At 31.6% G+C, this 21,526-nt stretch carries 20 protein-coding genes and 1 other annotated feature; of the genes, 11 read left to right on the top strand and 9 right to left on the bottom strand.

From position 1 onward, the window contains the following. Positions 1 to 54 precede the first annotated feature (54 nt). From BN2665_RS09380 to fba, 3 genes are all read left to right on the top strand, one after another. The gene (locus BN2665_RS09380) at positions 55 to 741 is read left to right on the top strand and encodes a DUF421 domain-containing protein (RefSeq protein WP_055666842.1); all 687 of its coding nucleotides are present in this window, start codon (positions 55 to 57) and stop codon (positions 739 to 741) included. Between the two features lie 28 nt (positions 742 to 769). After that, the gene (locus BN2665_RS09375; RefSeq protein ID WP_074042261.1) at positions 770 to 1,150 is read left to right on the top strand and encodes a DUF4363 family protein; all 381 of its coding nucleotides are present in this window, start codon (positions 770 to 772) and stop codon (positions 1,148 to 1,150) included. A gap of 209 nt (positions 1,151 to 1,359) precedes the next feature. Next, the gene (gene fba / locus BN2665_RS09370) at positions 1,360 to 2,292 is read left to right on the top strand and encodes a class II fructose-1,6-bisphosphate aldolase (RefSeq protein ID WP_055666841.1); all 933 of its coding nucleotides are present in this window, start codon (positions 1,360 to 1,362) and stop codon (positions 2,290 to 2,292) included. Positions 2,293 to 2,331: 39 nt separating this feature from the next. On the opposite strand, the gene BN2665_RS09365 is transcribed toward fba, so the two are convergent. Together BN2665_RS09365 and BN2665_RS09360 are read right to left on the bottom strand one after the other, a co-directional pair. Beyond that, the gene (locus tag BN2665_RS09365; protein ID WP_055666840.1) at positions 2,332 to 3,369 is read right to left on the bottom strand and encodes a nucleoid-associated protein; all 1,038 of its coding nucleotides are present in this window, start codon (positions 3,367 to 3,369) and stop codon (positions 2,332 to 2,334) included. A gap of 12 nt (positions 3,370 to 3,381) precedes the next feature. Beyond that, a complete protein-coding gene (locus BN2665_RS09360; RefSeq protein ID WP_055666839.1) occupies positions 3,382 to 3,885 on the bottom strand; it encodes a DUF6106 family protein in 504 nt (167 codons plus the stop codon). Between the two features lie 144 nt (positions 3,886 to 4,029). Between BN2665_RS09360 and BN2665_RS09355 the strand changes: the two genes are divergently transcribed. The 3 genes from BN2665_RS09355 to leuS all read left to right on the top strand — a co-directional run bounded on the left by BN2665_RS09355 (position 4,030) and on the right by leuS (position 8,980). Continuing rightward, positions 4,030 to 4,578, top strand: a complete 549-nt coding sequence (locus BN2665_RS09355) for a class IV adenylate cyclase (RefSeq protein WP_055666838.1) — start codon at positions 4,030 to 4,032, stop codon at positions 4,576 to 4,578. A gap of 168 nt (positions 4,579 to 4,746) precedes the next feature. Continuing rightward, positions 4,747 to 6,114: an MATE family efflux transporter gene (locus BN2665_RS09350; protein WP_207643685.1), complete on the top strand. Its 1,368-nt coding sequence runs from the start codon at positions 4,747 to 4,749 to the stop codon at positions 6,112 to 6,114. Between the two features lie 127 nt (positions 6,115 to 6,241). After that, positions 6,242 to 6,448: a binding site (T-box leader), on the top strand. Positions 6,449 to 6,523: 75 nt separating this feature from the next. Further along, on the top strand, positions 6,524 to 8,980 hold the full coding sequence (gene leuS, locus BN2665_RS09345; RefSeq protein ID WP_055666837.1) for a leucine--tRNA ligase: 2,457 nt from the start codon (positions 6,524 to 6,526) through the stop codon (positions 8,978 to 8,980). A 33-nt stretch (positions 8,981 to 9,013) separates the two neighbouring features. Here the strand turns inward: leuS and BN2665_RS09340 are convergent, their stop codons facing one another. Together BN2665_RS09340 and BN2665_RS09335 are read right to left on the bottom strand one after the other, a co-directional pair. After that, on the bottom strand, positions 9,014 to 9,583 hold the full coding sequence (locus tag BN2665_RS09340) for a class I SAM-dependent methyltransferase (RefSeq protein WP_055666836.1): 570 nt from the start codon (positions 9,581 to 9,583) through the stop codon (positions 9,014 to 9,016). Positions 9,584 to 9,958: 375 nt separating this feature from the next. Next, positions 9,959 to 10,741: a hypothetical protein gene (locus BN2665_RS09335; protein WP_055666835.1), complete on the bottom strand. Its 783-nt coding sequence runs from the start codon at positions 10,739 to 10,741 to the stop codon at positions 9,959 to 9,961. A 465-nt stretch (positions 10,742 to 11,206) separates the two neighbouring features. Here BN2665_RS09335 and helD point away from each other — a divergent pair, with 465 nt between their 5' ends. Next, positions 11,207 to 13,489: an RNA polymerase recycling motor HelD gene (helD, locus tag BN2665_RS09330; protein WP_055666834.1), complete on the top strand. Its 2,283-nt coding sequence runs from the start codon at positions 11,207 to 11,209 to the stop codon at positions 13,487 to 13,489. A gap of 226 nt (positions 13,490 to 13,715) precedes the next feature. Continuing rightward, entirely contained in the window at positions 13,716 to 14,048 is a 333-nt protein-coding gene (locus tag BN2665_RS09325) for a HesB-like protein (protein WP_055666833.1), read from the top strand. 66 nt (positions 14,049 to 14,114) lie between these two features. On the opposite strand, the gene BN2665_RS27315 is transcribed toward BN2665_RS09325, so the two are convergent. Further along, on the bottom strand, positions 14,115 to 14,255 hold the full coding sequence (locus tag BN2665_RS27315) for a hypothetical protein (protein ID WP_195892683.1): 141 nt from the start codon (positions 14,253 to 14,255) through the stop codon (positions 14,115 to 14,117). A 236-nt stretch (positions 14,256 to 14,491) separates the two neighbouring features. On the opposite strand from BN2665_RS27315, the gene BN2665_RS27955 reads away from it, so the two are divergent. Further along, positions 14,492 to 14,602, top strand: a complete 111-nt coding sequence (locus BN2665_RS27955) for an iron-sulfur cluster assembly accessory protein (RefSeq protein ID WP_479723330.1) — start codon at positions 14,492 to 14,494, stop codon at positions 14,600 to 14,602. Between the two features lie 480 nt (positions 14,603 to 15,082). On the opposite strand, the gene BN2665_RS09315 is transcribed toward BN2665_RS27955, so the two are convergent. From BN2665_RS09315 to yjbM, 4 genes are all read right to left on the bottom strand, one after another. Further along, a complete protein-coding gene (locus tag BN2665_RS09315) occupies positions 15,083 to 16,435 on the bottom strand; it encodes a vWA domain-containing protein (RefSeq protein WP_055666832.1) in 1,353 nt (450 codons plus the stop codon). Positions 16,436 to 16,460: 25 nt separating this feature from the next. Further along, on the bottom strand, positions 16,461 to 17,585 hold the full coding sequence (locus BN2665_RS09310) for an AAA family ATPase (RefSeq protein ID WP_055666831.1): 1,125 nt from the start codon (positions 17,583 to 17,585) through the stop codon (positions 16,461 to 16,463). A gap of 41 nt (positions 17,586 to 17,626) precedes the next feature. Beyond that, a complete protein-coding gene (locus BN2665_RS09305) occupies positions 17,627 to 18,406 on the bottom strand; it encodes a hypothetical protein (protein ID WP_055666830.1) in 780 nt (259 codons plus the stop codon). 165 nt (positions 18,407 to 18,571) lie between these two features. Continuing rightward, positions 18,572 to 19,366: a GTP diphosphokinase gene (yjbM, locus tag BN2665_RS09300; RefSeq protein WP_055666829.1), complete on the bottom strand. Its 795-nt coding sequence runs from the start codon at positions 19,364 to 19,366 to the stop codon at positions 18,572 to 18,574. Positions 19,367 to 19,530: 164 nt separating this feature from the next. Here yjbM and BN2665_RS09295 point away from each other — a divergent pair, with 164 nt between their 5' ends. Both BN2665_RS09295 and BN2665_RS09290 read left to right on the top strand, forming a co-directional pair. Further along, positions 19,531 to 20,424: a DUF2225 domain-containing protein gene (locus BN2665_RS09295; protein ID WP_195892682.1), complete on the top strand. Its 894-nt coding sequence runs from the start codon at positions 19,531 to 19,533 to the stop codon at positions 20,422 to 20,424. A gap of 103 nt (positions 20,425 to 20,527) precedes the next feature. Continuing rightward, a complete protein-coding gene (locus BN2665_RS09290; RefSeq protein WP_082435858.1) occupies positions 20,528 to 21,523 on the top strand; it encodes a methyl-accepting chemotaxis protein in 996 nt (331 codons plus the stop codon). Positions 21,524 to 21,526 lie beyond the last annotated feature (3 nt).

Here is a 21,526-nt window from a genome sequence, read left to right as displayed (position 1 = left end):
TTCGCAATATAATCATAGATGATTAATTACAATTTTCTAAGAGGAGGAATTTTTATGTTTATAGTTTTAATCAGAACTGCCCTTTTATACGGATTAGTAGTTGTAATAATGAGACTTATGGGAAAAAGGCAGATTGGTGAACTACAACCCTTTGAGCTTGTAATAGCCATAATGATTTCAGACCTTGCTTCACTCCCTATGCAAGATACAAGAATTCCATTGCTTCACGGGATCATTCCAATTATTACCATGCTAATGCTTCAAATATTATTGTCAGAAATTCAACTAAAAAGTGAAAAAGTTAGAAAAATCATAGATGGAACTCCTAGTATATTAATAAGACGAGGAAAAATAAATATAAAACAATTGAAAAACCAAAGGATGAGCATAAATGATCTTATGGTGGGGCTTAGATTACAAGGTTATCTTAATATAGATGACGTGGAATACGCAATCCTAGAAACTGATGGGCAAATATCCATAATTCCTAAGGAGCCCTACAGTCCTTTAGTAAAACAAGATTTAAACATAAACTCTAAACAAAGCGAACTACCTATCTGCGTTATAATGGATGGGAAAATTAATAATAGAAATCTTGACGAAGCTAATAAGACCATGTCTTGGCTAAAAAACAGAATGGAAGAAAATAATATATCTGATGAGAAAGAGGTTTTTATAGCCTTCACAAATTCTAGAGGGGATTTCATCTTCCAACTCAAGGATAATGTTAAAACCTCTTAATATAAGTATGTAAGAAAGGATTAAAATTATGAAAAATGTTATAATATCTATATGTATATTTATTGTAATGCTAATAGCAATATTTTTTTCTTTAAACTATTTGACTAAAACCTGTGATAATCTTATGACACAATGTGATGAATTAGAAGATATAATAAGCAAAGAAACTTGGGATAATAGTTATGAAAAATCTATGAATCTGCTTAAAGACTTACAAGATAAGCATAATATATTGTCAATGTTTATTCATCATCAAGAAATTGATAATATGACCAACGAATTGTATAAGTTTACTCAATATGTTAAGGGTAAGAATAAAGATGAAGCTTTAGCTAGCATTCATGTAGTAAAATTTTATATAGAACATATAGAGGATCTTCAAAAGGTAACCATACAAAATATTTTTTAATGCTAATAGATAGTTTTAAAAAACATTTAAATAATTTATAATTTAAGTATAGAAAATATGAGGCATTTGTTTTATAATATAAATGATGAAATAAGTCCCACTGGGACGAATGCAGTCCCTTATTCGTATATATCTTATAGATAAGCTGACTTTTAGTGTTGTTTATCTTTATAGGACTTATAATAATAATTTTGAAAGGTGGTTATCACATGGCATTAGTTACTACTAAAGAGATGTTTAAAAAGGCTTACGAAGGTGGTTATGCTATAGGAGCTTTTAACATCAACGATATGGAAATAATACAAGGTGTTGTTAACGGAGCAAAAGCAAAAAATTCTGCTGTAATTCTTCAATGTTCTACAGGTGCTTTAAAATATGCTGGCCCAAAATACTTAAAGGCTATGGTAGATGCAGCTGTTGAAGAAACAGGTATTGATATAGCATTACATTTAGATCACGGTCCAGATTTAGCAGCTGTTAAATTAGCTATAGAAGCTGGATTTACTTCAGTAATGTTTGATGGTTCTCACCACGACTATGAAGAAAATGTTAGATTAACAAAGGAAGTTGTAGAATACGCTCATGCTCATGGCGTGGTTGTAGAAGCTGAGCTTGGTGTATTAGCTGGAGTTGAAGATGATGTAGTTGCAGCTGAGCACATATACACTGACCCAGAACAAGCAGTTGATTTTGTTAAAAGAACAGGTTGCGATTCTTTAGCTATAGCTATAGGAACTTCACACGGAGCTTTTAAATTTCCTCCAAGCTTTAAACCACAATTAAGATTCGATATACTTGAAAAAATTCAAGAAAAATTACCTGGTTTCCCAATAGTTCTTCATGGAGCTTCAGCTGTTGATCCAGAAGCTGTTGCTACTTGCAACCAATATGGCGGAGCAATAAAAGATGCAAAGGGAATCCCTGTAGATATGTTAAGAAAAGCTTCTTCCATGGCTGTATGTAAGATAAACATGGATACAGACTTAAGATTAGCAATGACTGCAGCTATAAGAAAAGTATTTGGAGATACTCCAGCAGAGTTTGACCCAAGAAAATACTTAGGCGCTGGAAAAGCTGCTATTCAAAACGTTGTTGAATACAAAATAGAAAATGTTTTAGGCTCTGTAGATAGCTTAAAATAATATAACATTAAAGGGATTTGTGAAAACAAATCCCTTTGATTATTTCTCCATATAATTCATTACATGTTTAATTATCATATTTATACTGCCATCACCATTTCTATGAATTTCAAACCTATTGATATCGTGGTAAGCTTCTTCATTGAGGTAAACGTCAATATCCTTATCAATCTTTAATCTGATCCTTTTTAACTTCTTCTCTACCCATTCCTTATCTATAGATACATTACTATCTAACCCTTGAGCAGAAACAAATTGAACAAAGTTTTCTTTTGCCTGAGGTTCTTCTTTAAATAAGTCTTGGGACAATTCATTGATATCTATGAGCTCTTCCTCTTTAAGCTTTTGTTTTATGGTGGTTCTTATGACCTCTGCCTTATCTGCATCTTCCTTTATATTTTTTCTTGTCCAAGTTTCTGCAGCTTTTAAAAAGTTTTTAGTCATATCTCTTTCGTTAGATATTATGGTACAGCCTAAAAAATTATTTATAAAATAATTAGAGCCATAGTCTTCCGCTTCCTTAGACTTATTTTGCTTATCTATAACCATTAGATTAAAAGTCTGTTCTGCTCTTATGGGCTTTATGAATGCACACTTTTGAATCTTTTGACTGCTGCTTGGCAGCCCTGCTAATTGAGGTACTATATTTATGCCCATTTTATCCTCTGTAAAGTCAATTTTATGAGTAAAATTCTTTACATAATCCATTTTTAATATACCTAGCATCGGTCCATGCTCCGTGGAAATAGAAACTATAATTAAGTCGCAGGAAGAAATGTTTACATTAGTCTTCATATGAATAAATAGCTGTCTAGCTAGTTCCTTCGATACCTCTAAAAGGTCATTTTCTCCATTTAAGTATTCTTGGGATATTTCTTTTACAATATTTCTACCTTCATTAAACACAGCATATTTAAGCTCCTCATCTTTTAAGAGCCTTTCTAAATGTTTTAATAAAAAAGTATAAATATCCTCACTTAAATCCAGTTTAAATTCATTTAATAATGGTTCGTCTCCATTGCCATCTAATATATGTATTATTGCTTCATTTATATTTATTTCTCTTATGTATTCCATTAATCTCCCGTCCTAAAAGTTATTTCTCTTTACTGCCTTTGGATTATACTTAAAACAGCATTCTATGAATTTTTCATCTGGTGTGAATCTTATTTGCACTCTCTCTGCTCCCCCAGTTACCATGGCAACATAAATTTTGCTCCTTGTTTTTTCTGGAACTAAATTCAATATTTTGCTAGGCTTATTAGAAAAGTTCTTAACCGCATCACTGTTTTCTATAGCTAACAATTCTACTTCTTTAATACTAAAGGTTATGATCCTTTTCCTTGACTTCATTTCAAATATTTTATCTATATCTATTTCCCCATTAGTAAATACATATTCATATTCTAGGAAAAAATTTTTCTTAATAAAAAATAATCCACCTGCTAAAGCAAGAAATAAAATACTTAATAGCATTTGTCCAATAAAACTTGAAGCTAAAGCTAAGGCTACTAAAACATACACCATGGTCTTAGCTAAAGTATATTTTGCTGGTTTTTCTGTGTTCACTAGTTGCTCATAAAAATTATCCATTATTTATTCCTCCCATAAATATGCTTTTATTTTTCATTTAATTATTATATCATAAAATATATTATAGCTGACTATTTTCTATATATTTATTGTTTGTAGATACATACAATAATATATAAGCTGCAAAATTAAGGAGGAACTATCATGAAGGAACTGGAAACCAAAATAATCAATATAGACATAGAGGATATAAAAGTTAAACTTCAAAAGATGAAAGCTGAGAAAGTAAAGGAAGAAAATCAAATTAATAATATCTTTGACTTTCCAGATAGAAGACTTTTAAAGCACAAAGGGTACGCAAGAATAAGGGTCATAGAGGATAAGCTTACTAATAATACCTACTACTATATGACTACAAAAAAGATGCTAAGTCAGGATAAATTTAAAGTTATGGAGGAGAACGAAGTACTTATAGATAATGCTGAAATAGGTTCAAATATATTTAGTGCTCTTGGTCTTGAGCTTATAGAATCCATAAGTAAATTTAGAGAAAGCTACAAATATAAAAATACCTTAATTGAAATAGATATAAATGACAAAAACTTTTGCCCTTTTCCTTACATAGAAATAGAAACAGAAAAAGAGGAAGAATTAAAGGAAGTGGTAGAACTTCTTGGATACACTATGGAAGATACCACCTCAAAGACCATTTTTGAAATTTTAGGAGACAATGCTAAAGTTAAAGCATTATAATATATCACTCTTCAACCATTTATTAAACCTCAATAACTAATACTTAGATATATATATATATTAAATTTACGTATTGTATCCTATTTATATATGTTATAGTAAAATATAACTGTAACTAAAAATATAAATGTATTTAATATTTTTTATAGTTTTATATGGGGGGATAATATGGATGATTCAAGAGAATTACTAAATGGAGATATGCGAAATAATCTCCTTAAGATGTCGATTCCTACAATGCTAGGATTTTTACTTCAATCTGTTTATGACATAGTAGATATAATTTGGATTGGAAGAATCTCTCCTTCTGCAGTGGCAGGAGTAACGATATTCTCTACGGTGTTTTGGCTAGTGGAAGTGCTAAATGAAATTATTGGAACAAGCTCCATTTCTCTCATATCTCAAAGCTATGGAGCAAAGGATGAAAAAAGGACAAGAATAACCATTGAACAAACCTTGACTTTTAAAGCACTAGTGGCAATAATTGCAGCCATTATAATGTTATTGGTACTAAAACCTCTAATGGGTGTTTTTAGCGATAATTCTGAAGTACTAACTGCCGCTTTAGACTATGGGTACATAAGAATATTCTTTTTACCTATAATGTTTTCATCTTATACTGTAAACACTGCACTAAGATGCCTTGGTGATGCAAAAACTCCAATGAAAATTATGATATGCGCAGCTATCTTAAATGTAGTACTAGATCCTATTTTTATGTTTAAAACCATACCTGGCACATCCATTCCTGGTTTTAATTTAGGAGTATTTGGAGCAGCACTAGCCACTATTATCTCAACGGTGGTAGCCTTCTTAATCGGCTTTAATTTATTAATGTCAGGAAAAGCCAAGATTAAACTTCACTTTAAGGAATTGTTTAAATTGAATTGGGAAATAGATAAAAAGCTATTAACCATAGGTCTCCCCTCAGGAGTTCAAGTTCTATTTAGACAATTATCTGGAATGGTAACTCTGTTTTTTATATCAAAATATAGTGAAGAAGCGGTGGCGGCTATGGGTATAGGAAACAAACTCTTTGGTTTTGCCTTTATGCCTCTTGTAGGCTTTGCTATGGGAAGCAGTGCCATAGTTGGCCAATGTCTTGGTGCTAATGATATTAATAGAGCAAAGGAAACTGCTAAACAAGCTACGCTGATTAATATTTCATTAATGGTAATAGTATCTTTACTAGCATTGCTATTTCCAGGTTTTATAATGAGGATTTTCATTGATGATCCTTCTGTTATAAATGTAGGTGTTCCAATGATTAGGATTATAACCCCTGCTTTAATAGGAGCTGGCGTAGCTATGGGTTTAGGCTCAGTATTTTCTGGTTCTGGTCATAACACACCCTTTTTACTGTCTAGTGTAATATCAAGATGGGGTATTCAAATCCCTTTAATGTTCATCATGGTAATTATATTTAAGCTTCCCATTATATTTGTATGGATGAGCTTCGTTATAGCGGATATCGCCGAAATGTCCATTGTTTATTTTTTCTATAAAAAAGGTACTTGGGAAAATAAAAGAGTTTAAACACTCACAGTTGAACACTTCTTCACTGCTGTATTGATAATAAAGTCTAATTTAGTTAATAAAAAAGCCTTGACGTTATTATAAGTATAGCCTATAATATCTATAAGTATTTTGTAAAACTTAATATAATAAAGCTTTGAATAGGAATAGTAGTATTTATTTTAATCTTCAGAGAGCTGTTGTTTGGTGTAAAACAGTGATAAAAAAGTACGAACTCGCCTAGGAGTTTACTTGAGGAAATGCAAGTACGGCGTATGTCGTTATATTTTGAGTGAGATTGATTTAAATCAATCTAATTAGAGTGGTACCGCGAAATAGTCCTTTCGTCTCTTTTTGAGATGAAAGGTTTTTTTATTTTATAAGGCATCTCCAAAAGAATGCCTAAATAACAATATAAGGAGGTCTTTTTATGGCAAAATACAATACAGCCATAGATAAAAAATGGCAGCAAAAATGGGAAGAAACAAAACTGTATAAATTTGATGAAAATAATTTAGATAAAAAATTATATGTTTTAGAAATGTTTTCTTACCCTTCCGGTAGCCAGCTTCATGCAGGACACTGGTTTAACTATGGACCAGTGGATTCTTGGGCTAGAATGAAAAAAATGCAAGGATATAATGTTTTCCAACCTATGGGCTTTGATGCTTTTGGATTGCCTGCGGAAAACTACGCAATTAAAACTGGGGTTCATCCCTCAGATTCTACAATGCAAAATATAAAAACCATGGAAGAGCAACTTAAAGCTATGGGAGCTATGTTTAACTGGGAAAATGAAGTTGTAACCTGTGCTCCAGACTACTACAAATGGACTCAATGGCTTTTCTTAAAGCTATATGAAAAAGGATTGGCTTATAGAAAAAAAGCTCCTGTTAATTGGTGCCCTAGCTGTAACACAGTGCTTGCCAACGAACAAGTATTAGATGGAAGCTGTGAGAGATGCAGCACCGAGGTTACAAAGAAAGACTTAACCCAATGGTTCCTTAAAATAACGGATTATGCTGATGAACTTCTAGAAAAATTAGATATATTAGACTGGCCCGAAAAAACTAAGTCTATGCAAAAACACTGGATTGGAAAATCTACGGGAGCTGAGGTAACCTTTAAGGTAAAGGATTCTGACTTAAGCTTTAGCGTATTTACTACAAGAGTTGATACCCTTTATGGAGTATCTTATGTAGTGCTTGCTCCTGAGAATCCACTAGTAGATCAATTAACTGTTGAAAACAACAAATCTGCCGTAGAAGCTTATAAAGAAGAATCAAAAAAGCAAACGGAAATAGAAAGACAATCTATAACTAGAGAAAAGACTGGAGTATTCACAGGCTCCTATGCTATTAATCCTATTAACGGAAGAGAAGTTCCAATCTGGATTGGTGATTATGTATTGGCAACCTATGGAACTGGAGCCGTAATGGCAGTGCCAGCCCATGATGAAAGGGATTTTGCTTTTGCCACAAAATACAATCTTCCTATTGAGAGAGTTATTGAAGGCGGCGAATCCTTACCTTATACAGAGTACGGAACCATGGTAAATAGTGAAGAATTCAATGGTTTATCCTCAGAAGAAGGTAAAAAAGCTGTGGTTAAAAAGCTTGAAGCTATGAATCTTGGCTCTGAAAAAGTAAATTATAGACTTAGAGACTGGCTAATATCAAGACAAAGATATTGGGGAGCACCTATTCCAATAATATATTGTGACCATTGTGGAACTGTTCCAGTACCTGAAGAGCAATTACCTGTAGAGTTGCCTTACAATGTAGAATTTGCTCCAGATGGAAAATCACCATTAGCTAAATGCGAAGAGTTTCTTCACACCACATGTCCTAAATGCGGAGGCCCAGCTCATAGAGAAGTAGATACTTTAGATACCTTTGTATGCTCTTCTTGGTACTATTTAAGATATGCGGATGCCAATAACAGCGAAAAAGCTTTTGACACTGATATGATCAATAAAATGCTTCCTGTGGATAAGTATGTAGGCGGTCCTGAGCATGCTTGTATGCATTTGTTATATGCTAGATTTATAACTAAAGCTTTAAGAGATATGGGTTATTTAAATTTTGATGAGCCATTCTTGTCCTTAACTCACCAAGGCTTAATTCTTGGACCTGACGGACAAAAGATGAGTAAATCAAAAGGTAACACCATTGCTCCTGATGAATATATAGCAGAACATGGCTCCGATGTATTTAGGATGTATTTAATGTTTGGTTTTGCTTACACTGAAGGTGGAGCTTGGAGCGATGAGGGAATAAAATCCGTAGCTAGATTCGTTGAAAGAATTGAAAGAATTTTAGATTCTTCAAGAGAAGCCATAGAAAGCGGAAATAACAATAAAGATACTATGGATAAAGCTGAAAAAGAATTAAATTACTGGAGACATTTTGCTATTAAAAATGTAACTACTGATGCTGAAATACTACAATTTAACACAGCTATAGCAAGACTTATGGAATTTAATAATGCTTTATCTAAATATATAACCGAACCTGAAAAGAATTTAACCTTCTTAAAGGACACTCTTTCAGACTTTATAAAATTATTAGCTCCTTTTGCACCACACTTTGCAGAGGAACAATGGAACCTATTACATCCAAATACTTCTGAAGATAATAGTTATTCAGTATTTAGTACTGCTTGGCCAACATTTATACCAGAAGCATTAATAAAGGATGAAATAGAGATTGCTATTCAAATCAATGGTAAAATTAAAGCAAGAATAAATATTTCTTCTGATCTAGATGAAGAAGGTATCAAAGCGGCAGCTTTAAACAGTGAAGAAATCAAGGTTGCTACTGAAGGTAAGAATATCGTAAAAGTCATTGTAATAAAGGGAAGACTTGTAAATATAGTAATAAAATAATATATAAAATAAGGCATAGCCTCAAGCTATGCCTTATTTTTTAAATATTATCTTAAAAATATGCTCTCCTTTTTCCTCTTTTACAATGTTAAAACCAACTTTTTTTCCTATATTGATAAAATGCTCAATATTCTGCTCTTTGTCTTTTCTCAAAACCCCGTATCCAGTTTTGATTAATTTAGTTGGTGTATCTATTTCAAGCTGAATTACAAAAATATCCTTTATGCTATTATCATATTTAGGTATTGTCGCATCCCACAGTATAAATGCTCCATGATTTTTTAGAACTCTATAAATTTCACTGAGAACTTTTTCATGCTCCTCTTTTTTTACATACATCAAGGTAAAAAATGAAGTTACTGTATCAAAGGAATTATCTAAGAAAGTCAACTCCCTTGCATCCATAACTAATTTTAATGGTCCTTCTGGAGCCTCCTCTAGTTCTTCTTTTCTTTGATCTATAGCCACCACTTTGCTTCCATATGACAGTCCAATTATACCTTCGCCACCTCCACCAATATCTAATACTCTATTCCCTTTTATATCCCTTTCAAGCACTACCTTTTCATTGGTAACAACATACATTCTATCCTCTTGGCACATATTATCCCTCCCATAAAAGTTCAAAATAGAGAGTTCTTTCTCTAAACATCGGTAGCTCAGAAGTAATCTCTCCATTATTCTCAAAAAAGCTAGTTCATCGAAACACTCCATGCGCTTTCTATTTTCTTGCCTTAATAATAGTTGCATAGTTGCTTTCTGTATCTTTTTATGTTATTAAAGGTTTTTTCTTTATCTTCAATATGCATAAATGTAAGCACACTATAAATTACATGAAAATTATAATTATCTTCGTAAAAATCTATTATATTTGCTCCAACTAAATAAACGTTTCTCAACATAATCATTGAGACATTTTTCAATACTCATTTTTAAAGCTTTAATTTCTTCACTTTTCAGCATTATTGAACCTCGCTTTTATATATTTCTTAAATCCTTCTTTACTAAGTGCATCTTAGCAAAGTGTCTTTCCTCATTATGTATAAAACCTAAATCAACATAGCCTTTATCTATAAACCAATGAAGTGGACCATTGGGAAATGGCGTGTTCTCAGAAGCTATAGCTATTATAGCTTTAAAGCCTAATTGGGGTAATTCTTTCTCGAGCTCTTCCAATGGATAGCTCTTATAATCCCCCTCTTCACTAGAAGCAAAGGAGCATGTAAGAAATGCTAAATCTTTAGCCTTTTGTATTGGGTATGGAACTTCCGTAGAAGGAATAAACTCCGCTCCACCAATACAATTATTATTTAAGTAATGTAACTTCCCTAAATGTGAAAGATTATAATTTAGCCTTAAATTCTTTATCCACTTACCTTTTTCCTGACAATAGACTTTTTCCTTAGAAGAAGAACAAAGCATACAAGTATCTCCAATTGTTTCTTCTGTTAAATTTTTTATCTGACCTTTAATAATATTATTGCTTGTTTTAACAATATAAGGTGTTGCTTTTGGAATAATTCCATTTAATATTCTTTCGAAATTACCTATTGAAACTGGCCCGTGCCATCTTAATTTATCATCTATAACAAGCATATTTGGAGAAAATATATTTAATTTCTTTGCAGTTCTATGATCTTTGGATATATCAAATAAATTGATTGTACATCTGGGGTCACATGAAAAAGAATTTATCAGTTCTCTCATTTTACAATTATGTGGACACTGATCTCCCCAGTAATAAAAATCAATTTTCCTCATCTTAATCCCCCTCTAACCTTCTACCTTACTACTCTTATAAATATTATCATAGAAATATAATACAACAACTTCCATGAAAATTTTGTCTTATTCTGAAATACAAAAAATCCCTAGTGATAATCCACTAGAGAAGTTATACATATGTAAACAAATTTTATAATTTTCTATAAATAAAAAAATCCCTTCGAAAAGAGATGAATTTCCAATTTATGTATTTTATTTTTAGGTATAAATTCGCTACCTTAATATATAGTTTCAATTTATATTAATACTATAACCAAAAAACTATAAGTTGTCAATATATTTAAAGAAATTTTAAGAAAATTGTAGCTTTTTTAAATTATAAAATATCCCCACCTCTGCAGCCTATAGTTTCATGCTTTTAGAAGTTTCCATTTAAAATGTATTTCTTGTAAAATAGATATGTCTCAGTTCTTTCTAAATATGATTTGTGAGGTGAATATAATGGCTGCACTTAACCATCCTGATTATGAAAAGGAAGTAGACTACCTATCTAATACCCTAGCTTACCTTAAGGATTATACCGAAAATATTTTAAAAGCAAAAGGAGGTATAGATTCAAAGGTAGATTACGCCGTAAAACATTTTAACTCTGATAATGCTGAACAATTTAATGAATTGATTATAAACACAGCCCTTCAACAAAATATGAATGATAAACTAAAAAACCTTTATAAAAGTTTATCTAAGCCCTATTTTGCTAGAGTAGATTTTAAAGAAAACAAAGAAGATATCATAAAACAATTATATGTAGGAAAAGTATCTCTTATAAAAGATAAGGATGAATTTCTCATAGTAGATTGGCGTTCTCCCATTGCAACCTTGTACTATGAAGGAAGGCTAGGAAAAGCCAGCTATGATTGTCCTGATGGAACTATTAATGGTGAAATAAGCTTAAAAAGGCAATATACCATAGAGCAGGCTCTATTAAAAGAAATTTATGATGTGGATATAACCACCAATGATGATTTTCTTCAAGCGGCCCTAGGTTCCAATAAAGATAATAGGTTAAAGGATATAGTGTCCACTATCCAGAGTGAACAAAATAAAGTAATTCGTGCTACCCCTTGGAAGCCTCTCATAGTTCAAGGTGCTGCTGGTGGTGGTAAAACCACTATTGCCTTACATAGGATAGCCTACCTTTTATATAACTATGAAAATTCCTTTAAAGCAGAAAATTTTATGATCATTGCTCCTAACAGGTTCTTCTTAAGCTATATCTCCGAAGTACTGCCAGAGCTTGGAGTAGAAAATGTTAAACAAACCACCTTTGAAGACTTTGCAATGGACTTCATAGGCCTAAATATCAAAATAGAAAACTCCAATGAAAAATTATGTAATCTAATTTCTAATAACAAAGACGTAAATGAAAAATTTAAAAAAGATTTAATAGACATCTCAGCTTTTAAATCCTCACTAGGGTTTAAAGCCTTAATTGATGAACATATAAATATCTTACAAAATCATATAGTACCTACAGAAGACTTCGCAATACACAATACCATACTTATATCTAAAACTGATATCCAAAAGCTATTTCTTCAGGAATATGCCAATCTGCCTATGACTAAGAGGGTTATGGAAATAAAAAAGCATCTCCAAAACAAAGTAAAATACAATAAAGAAAAAATTCTCGAAGACCTAGAAAAGGAATATGATTTTAAACTAAACAAATTGAGATACTCCATGACTGACTCTCCTCAGAGAAGAAAGCTATTCATTGAGCTTACTGCTGAAAGAGACTCTCTTCTATTATCCATAAAAAACAAAAGTAAAACTCTAGTTAAGGATTATATAAATAAATTTAAACTTCCCTCTCCCCTAGACTTTTATAAAGCTCTATTCCATGAAAAAAATATAGAAACTCTTTGGATTAAGTTTTTACCAAAGGAGCAAGGAGAAAAGGTTAGACATCATTCAATAAATAAGCTTAATAATAACACTTTAGAGATTGAAGATTTAGCCCCTTTAATTTATATAACCTTTAAACTAATAGGAGTAAATGAAAAATTTAATTTAAAACATGTAGTAATTGATGAGGCTCAGGACTTTAGCCTATTTCAGATATGGGTACTAAAAAACTTAATAAATACTAGCTCCTTTACTATATTAGGTGATCTATGTCAAGGTATTCACAGCTATAGAGGTATAAAAAGCTGGAACAGCTTAAAGAAAGAAGTTTTTCATGAGGATGACTGCACTTTATTAAACCTGGAGCAAAGCTATAGAACTACCATAGAGATAATGAATGAGGCAAACAAGGTAATTTCCTCTTTAAAAGATTCAAATTTTCCTGCTGCTAAACCTGTTATACGTCATGGTAAGGAAGTAGTAATAAATAATAAAAGTTCTATTAAAGAAATAGCGATAGAAATATGTAATCAATTAAAAAGCTTTGAGGACAGAAAGTTAAAATCTTTGGCCCTCATCTGCAAAGATATGGAGGAATGCAAGGAAGTAAAAAGTCTTTTAAAGCCTCTAGGCTATAATCTAAAGATTATTAGTGAAAAGGAAAAGGAATATAATGGGGGTATAATATTGATTCCCTCATACCTAGTAAAGGGCTTAGAGTTCGACATGGTAATAATAACAAATGCTTCCAGTTACTCCTTTAGTGAACTGGATGTTAAATTATTATATATAGCCATGACTAGACCCTTGCATGAACTCTATATTTATTCAACGGAGGATCTTTTGCTTAATAACCTTCAAATCAATAACAATTAGTATATCTTTAAAAATAACTAGTCAGACTTAGCATATTCGACTAGTTATTTTTTTACCATCTCTAAAATCTATTGTAATTACTTCTTTTTAGTTATATAATAAATATAATATAGCTGATAATCATTTTTATATGAAAACAGTTATATGAATAAGCAATAATTAATTTATTTACTATAATATATTTATTGTTTATTCTCAGATAATTTTTAGGAAAGAAGGTAAGATTATGAATGCTGTAAAGATTAGTGATATAGCATACAATGAGTTCAAAGAACTTTTAGATCAAAACGACGTTAAGGACTATGTCATCAGAATACACTTAGCAGGTATGGGCTGCAGCGGCCCAATGTTTAATATAGTTTTAGATGAGCAAAAAGAAACAGATGTAGCTGAAAAAATACAGGATATAACTTTCTTAATAGATAAAAACTTAGTAAATGATTTTGAAGGTTTTACCATAACTTGCGCTGCTGAAAATGGAAGAGGCTTACTTCTTGAGCCAAACAAAAAACCAGAGGGCGGCGGATGCTCCGGCTGCGGCGGCGGTTGCGGACACTAAAAATATAACATAAAAAACAAATTTTCCACCCTATTAAGGGTGGATTTTTTTGCAATAGGATATTTCTTATTTAATATGTTTTTTAACAGAATTATATTTTGATCTACTTTTTTCTTCTGGATCTATATATTCATAATCCCCGCTTTCATTTTTTTTAATACCTAAGGAAGCCATTTGCTTGTTAGTAACTTTGCGTTTATTGGTCATAAACTCCTCTCCTTTCTAACTTTTAGAGTTTCCCTAATATCCTTCCTTAATTCATGCTCTATAATTCTTATTACAAAAACCAATACTCTTTATAAATAATTTGAATATAGAAAACTAATAATATTATTGTAATCACTTTTTTTTTAATAGTATAATTAGTATAATTAATAATAATTTTCACATAGAAGTGATTATATTTTTATTGTTTTGAAAATATATAGAAAGAAGGTAGAGACATGAGTGCTATAAAAATTAGCGATATAGCTTATAATGAGTTTAAAGAGCTTTTAGAGCAAAATGATGTTAAAGATAATGTAATCAGAATCAATCTAGCAGGTATGGGCTGAAGCGGCCCAACATTTAATATTGTTCTGGATGAACAAAAGGAAACTGATTTAGCGGAAAAGGTAAAGGATATAACTTTTCTAGTAGATAAATCCTTAATTGAGGATTTTGAGGGCTTTGAAATAACCTGTGCTGCTGAAAACGGAAGAGGCTTGATGCTTCAGCCTACAAAAGATCTAGGCGGCGGAGGCTGCTCTGGCTGCGGCGGTGGCTGCGGAGAATAAGAAAAAAGCGACTGATGTCGCTTTTTTTAATGCACAATTCACAGTTCACAATGCACAATTATGGAGGATTTTTCTCCGTTACACTATGAAAAATCTATAATTATATTTAAAGTGGCTTAGCCGCTAAAAAGCCGTTGCTAAGCATTAGCCACGCTTCATAAATTCCCAATTTTTCGTAGCGATAGTGGAGAAAAAATTTCCTTCATTGTGAATTGTGCTCTGTGCATTGTGAATTAAATAAAAATTGCGAAGCAATTTTTATTTATCTGCCCAATCATGCAGCATTTCCCTCATGACCTTTAATCCATAAGTATTATCCACTTTTTCTCCACTTATAGCCTTCAATCTCTTTACCTCTCCATAGGGTTCTTTAAGAGAAAGCTTTTCTCCCTTTCCTGTTAAAACCCATAGAGTCTTAAAATGAATAGGCTTTGCTTTAAGCTCCTGCTCTCCAAGTCCATCGGTAAAATATATTAAAATATGATTCCTCCAGGACTTTTCTTTTATATACTCAAATACTGGTGAAAAGGCTGTTCCACCCCTTTTATCTAGTCGCCTTTTAATATCTCTTTTAGAATTTAATTTGTAAACTCTTCTTATCTTATTGTCACATTCTATAATTGTTATTTCTGCTTCGTGATTTTTTATAATACTAAAAATCTCAATAATTATCTGCTCGATTTCCTTATCTGTGATGCTGCCACTAATATCTACAGCCACAATTATTTCTGCTATACGATTTTTTAAGGTACCCCTTAAATCCAATCTATCTGGCTGTCTTCTATCCTTTCTGGTTATGGTCCTTTTATGACCTTGAGGAAGAGTTCTAAGCATCCTTTTTAAATAGTCCTGCCAAGGCAAATCTGGTTTTTGGAAAAAGGAGGCTATTACATCTTCTAACCCCGTAGGTATTTTACCCTTATTGGCGTTAAAAGCTAACTTCTTCGTCATTTCTTTTAAGCTTTCAGTACTCATATTCTCTATATTATTCCATTTATCATGAGCTTTCTCTAAATCTTGAGAAACTTCTAAGGTATCTAGGGAAGGATTTACTTGCCCTTTTCTCTTTATAGCATCAAGAGCCTGTTGAATTAACTCCGCATATTTTTCCATGGATTGTTCTTCTTTTAAATCTATATTATAGGAAAACTTTACATTATCAAGCTTTGCACTCCAAGAGGGTAAGTGCTTTATGTATTGATTCACTGATATATCCATAGCAAGATTAACTGCCAGCTTACTATATCTATCATATAAAGCTCTAGCTCTATAAATGTGTCCGAACATTATATGATAAATATCATGTTTAATAAGAGCTTTTATTTCCTCATAACTGCATTTTAAAAGAGATAGAGGATTAAAATACATAACATATCCTGTTAAAGCAGCCTCCGTCATAATGGGCCAGCTTATCTTATAGCTTATCTCTCTTTTTACTTGTACCATGAACATTCCAAAAAAGCTATCTTCCTTTTCCATTAGGGAAATAATACAATTCTCTAATATATTATAAAAATCTCGCTTAAATTCATCTCCATAAATATTAGGGTCTTCCTCAATAATCTGCTTTAATAGCTTTTTTCTTAAATCCTCTATATTATTAAAAACCATAGGCGCTCACTCCAAATACAGAATTTTATATGTAACAACTAAAGAAAAGTTCTATAAAATTATCCTCTTCCCTAAATTCCCTGTAGAGAGTTTTATCGTAATCGCTCTTTATCTCTCTCATAATTCCAAGTCTTAAGTCCTTTGGATAATTCATGAGCAGCTTAGAGAATATAGCCAGATGCTTTTCTTCATGGTTATGTTCTTCAAGATGCATAAGATAATTTTTAGCTATTATATAGAGCCTTGAGTGAGTTTCTCCCTTTAGCCTATCCCTTAAATCTTCACTTATCACTTCACTATTGAATATATCCTCTGCTTTTATGTTAAATTCTTTATAGCTTTCTAAGAAAGAAATAAAATCCTGAGCAATGCTAACTCCCACATTTCCCTTCACCACATTATAGAATATGTTTTTATCATACTTTTCTTTACTTCCTAAATATACCTTGTAAGCCTTGGATATACGCTCCCAGCTCCTTGGGGTAGCCTTTATATGCTCTCTAGAATCTGGAGTGTGCAGATGCTGTGGAAAGGTTGAAATAAACTCTAATATATGGGTATGGATGTTTCCACGACTACTCATACCCCATTGTACCCATTCCTTAACATCAGAATCCAATTCAAGCCACACAAATCTATCCTCTTGAGCTGGATCCATATCCACTACTTGATATTCTGTATTTTCATAAGCTTCATATTTGTTTGATGGATTCATAGCCGCAATAACCTCTACATTATAAGGTAAATCATAACCATTAATTTCTCTATTTAATATTAAGTTCATAAGCTCTTGCTGAACGCTATGTTCGCATCTATTGATTTCATCAATAAATAATATAATATTCTTATTTGGATCTTTCTCTGTAATTTCATCAATCTCTAGCAATTTAGTATGTACAGCATAGACCGTCTTTTTTCTTTTCTTTCTTAAGTTGTTTACCTCAACTTCATAGTCTTGTACTGTAGGTAATCCTCCTATTTCGCCCTCCTTTAATAGATTGGCGTCTATAGTAATTAAATGATAATTTTTATTTTCACATAATCTTCTAACGAGAGAAGTCTTTCCTATACCACTTTCCCCTATTATAAGTGGCACAGCCTTACTTTGTAATATTAACTCAATAGTCAAAAATGCATCAGAAAAATTCACCTTAAAAACTTCCTTTCCAAATATAAAAGCCAAAATAAAATTTATGAAAGCTTATAATCAATCAATATTTGCTTTGCTTTTTTACTGCCATAGTTATATACAAAATCAATTTTATCCATATCTAATATTTCTAGACTAATAAAATCTACCACATATTTTTCTTCAATATCCTCTTCTTTAAACTTCTCTATAAGCACTTCATCCACCATAGAAACATCTAAATCTTCATATATATACTTTAAAATATTTATATTGGCCTTCATAAAAAGTTTTAATTTGTTTTCATCATGAGCTTCAATATAGGTTATAGCTTCTTCATTTTGAGCAACTGCAGCAATTTGAGCACTTAAACAAGGCTCCTCAATATGTTTTATGGCTGCCCAATATTTATTTATGGCTGCTATTTGCACCTTCTCAGAAGGCTCTTTTATGTATTTTACAGCATCATAATCCTTAGAAACCGCTAATACTTGTAATTCCTCTGAAGGATTTTTTACATACTGTATGGCCCATCCTTTAGAAGCTAAAGCTGCCTTTATAACATGCTCCTTAGGCTCTTTTAAATATTTTAAAGTATTCCAGGAACTGCTTACCGCTATAAGGCTTACTTCCTCAGAAGGCTTTTCTATGTACTCTATAGATAAGGCATTAGATTTTACAGCTTCTAGCTGTACCTTATAATCGGGATTTTTTATATATTGAATAGCTGCTCCATTCTTTCTTACTGCTGCTAATTGCATCTCTAAGCTTGGATTTTCTATATTTTTTATATAAAAAGGATTTTCTAAAACTAATTTTACATAAAATTCTTCACTGGCCATGTTTATCCCTCTCTTATTAAATATATAGGATAATTAATAATCATTATCCAAAAGCAATTATATCATAAATCATAGGTTAATAATAGTTTTCTCCTAGTAAAAAATAACTAGTAAACAATGAATTTAAAGGCATTAGAACTAAAAGTTCTAATGCCTTTAAAATAATTATAGCTCTCTAAATTTTTCTACATCCCTTTGTATAGAAAACAGTAAATTGTTCAACTCCCAGACTTCCCCTTCTTCGATAAGCTTATTTAATTGTATTTGATATCTAGTGGATTCGGCAATTTTCCCCAGGGATATTAGGGTTAAAATATTGTTTATTATATTAGAAATTATGTCTGATTTAACCTCAAATAATTTTTGTGCATCCTTTATCTCATCTTTAATCTCCAGCATTTGTTCATCTAATTGAAAGGCTGAATCTGCCGCACTTTTAAGCTTCTTTCTTATATTTTCAGGTATTTGCTGCTTATACTTATAGTTTAAAGAATGTTCAATAGTAGCCCAAAAGTTCATAGCTAAGGTTCTTATTTGAAATTCTGCCAGTATCTCTTGTTGTCCCTCTGCCATGTTTACTGGATATTTTATTATTATATGATAACTCCTATACCCGCTCTGCTTTACATTTTTAACATAATCTTTTTCATACATTATTTGCATATCTTTTCTTTTTCTTATTAACTCTACTACCTTTTCTATATCATCTACGAATTGACACATTATTCTGAGCCCAGCAATATCCTCCATCTCATATTGAAGCCTATCCATGGGTATGTTAAATTTATTTGCTTTTTCTAAGATACTAGATATTTCCTTGACTCTTCCTGTTACAAACTCTATAGGAGAATACTCGTTTCTCCTTCTAAATTCTTTTCTCATGCTTCTAAACTTAACCTTAAGCTCTTCTACCGCCTGTTCATAAGGTGCTAAAAAAGATTTCCATTGTTTAATTGCCATATCATCACCTTCATGCTTTAAAAGTATTTATAAAATTATATTTAAAAATTATATATATACTATTTGTTATCAATATTATACATTATAACAAATAGTATATGTATTGATAAATATATATATTTTTATGCTATAATATTATTAATTATAGCATAAGAGGTGTAATTATGGCTGACTCTCAAAAGAATAATACAGATATTTTTTCCGGATTAGAACATCTAGGATTTCATGATGTAGAAGATATTAAAATATTTAAAAAAGATGAACAAGAAAAAATGCTGAAAGATACAAAAGTTATCGATGAAGATGAGAAAATACTATCCATGCTTTACGACAGAGAAATTACATGCCCAGTGTGTCAGAGCAGATTTAAAGCTCGCTCTGTGAAAAATTCTGCTGCAAGAGTTATGAAAAAGGATTCTGATTTTTTTATACGCTACTCACAAATAAACCCTTATTTTTATGATGTATGGTTATGCAATATTTGTGGATATGCCTCTATGAAAATAGATTTTGAAAGAGTTAAAGGCTATCAGATTGACCTTATTCAAAAGAACATATCTATTAAATGGAAGGGAAAGGTTTATCCTCAGATATATGATTGTGGCATAGCCATAGAAAGATATAAATTAGCCTTATTAAACTATGTAGTAATGGAATCCAAGGCTAGCTCAAAAGCAATGGTTTGTCTAAAAATTGCTTGGCTATACAGATTACTAGAGGATTATTCTTCTGAAACTACATTTTTAAGACAAGCCTTAGAGGGTTTTAGTGAAGCTTACTATAGTGAAGATTTTCCTATCTATGGAATGAACAGATTTACCACCATGTATTTAATTGGTGAATTAAATAGAAGAGTTGAAAACTATGAGCAAGCTCTTTTATGGTTTAGCAAGGTAATTACTACTCCCTCTGTTCCACAAAAATTAAAAGAACTTGCTAGAGATCAGAAGGACTTAATTAAAACTTCTATAGATGCTAATAAAGAAGAAGAGGAATCAGAAGAAGATGATGAACCCAAAAAGAAGAAGAGAAACCTTTTTTTATCATTTTTTAAGTAATTGAAATTTAATTTAACTTATAATGCAATTTAACATTTTATATGTTATAATATACATAATTAAAGGAATTTTTACATATGTATGCGATAAAGGGAGGATTACTATGTCTTTTTTTAGAAAAGGTAAGGCTGAAAAAAATGAAGCTCAAGCCGATGTGATAATTCAAGCTGAAGTAACTAACGCTGCAGTGCTTGAAAACTCTAGCTACGATGAAATATCTTCAACTGTTGATAGTGAAGTAAAAGAACAACTCTCTAAAATTAAGGAAAGTTCTGATTATCTTGCTGCAACTTCCTCTGACATAAATGCTTCTATAAACGAGATGTCTTCCTGTAATATATCTCAAAGTAAGGACTTATCTAAAGCTTCTAATATGCTTAAAGACTTTAGAGAAACCATGGAAGAGCTAGCCTTTAATGTCACCAATGTACAAGCTCAAGTACTTGATACTGACAAGATGGCAGACTCTGGTTTAAATACAATTCAAGCTTTAGACACTTCCATGGAGCAATTAGAGGATGCCGTTAAGGTATCAAATTCTACAGTTAATAATCTAGTATCTAAACTAGAATCTGTAAATTTAATTACTGACTCCATAAGCCAAATAGCCAGTCAAACTAATCTTCTAGCCCTAAATGCTGCTATTGAAGCTGCAAGGGCAGGAGAAGCTGGCAAAGGCTTTTCTGTAGTAGCTGGCGAGGTAAGAAAGCTGGCTGAAAATTCTAAAACTGCAGTACAAAATATAACTAAAATTCTCGAAGAAATAAAGGTGGATATTTTAAGTACCTCCTCGGCTATGTCTAAGGGAAACATTGCTTTAGAAGCTCAGCAAAGCACTATTGGTGAAACTAAAGATACATTTTTAAATATAAAGAATTCAATTCATGAAGCTTCTGATGAAATAGATAAGTGTATTGAAAACTTACTAATCACTAACGAAAAGAAAAATGAAATCATTGAATCCGTTGAGCAAATTTCTAGCACCTCTGAAGAGAACTCTTCTTTATCAGAGGAAATCGCGGCTACTGTAGATGCTCAGCATTCTACTATAGAATCCATAAATGAAAATGTTAAAAATTTAGAAGCATTAATAAAATAAGCT

Origin of the sequence: Desnuesiella massiliensis, assembly GCF_001403615.1 — a bacterium.
Lineage (GTDB): Bacteria > Bacillota > Clostridia > Clostridiales > Clostridiaceae > Desnuesiella > Desnuesiella massiliensis.
Note: the sequence above shows the minus strand (reverse complement) of the source record. Positions and strands in the feature narration are given on the sequence as shown.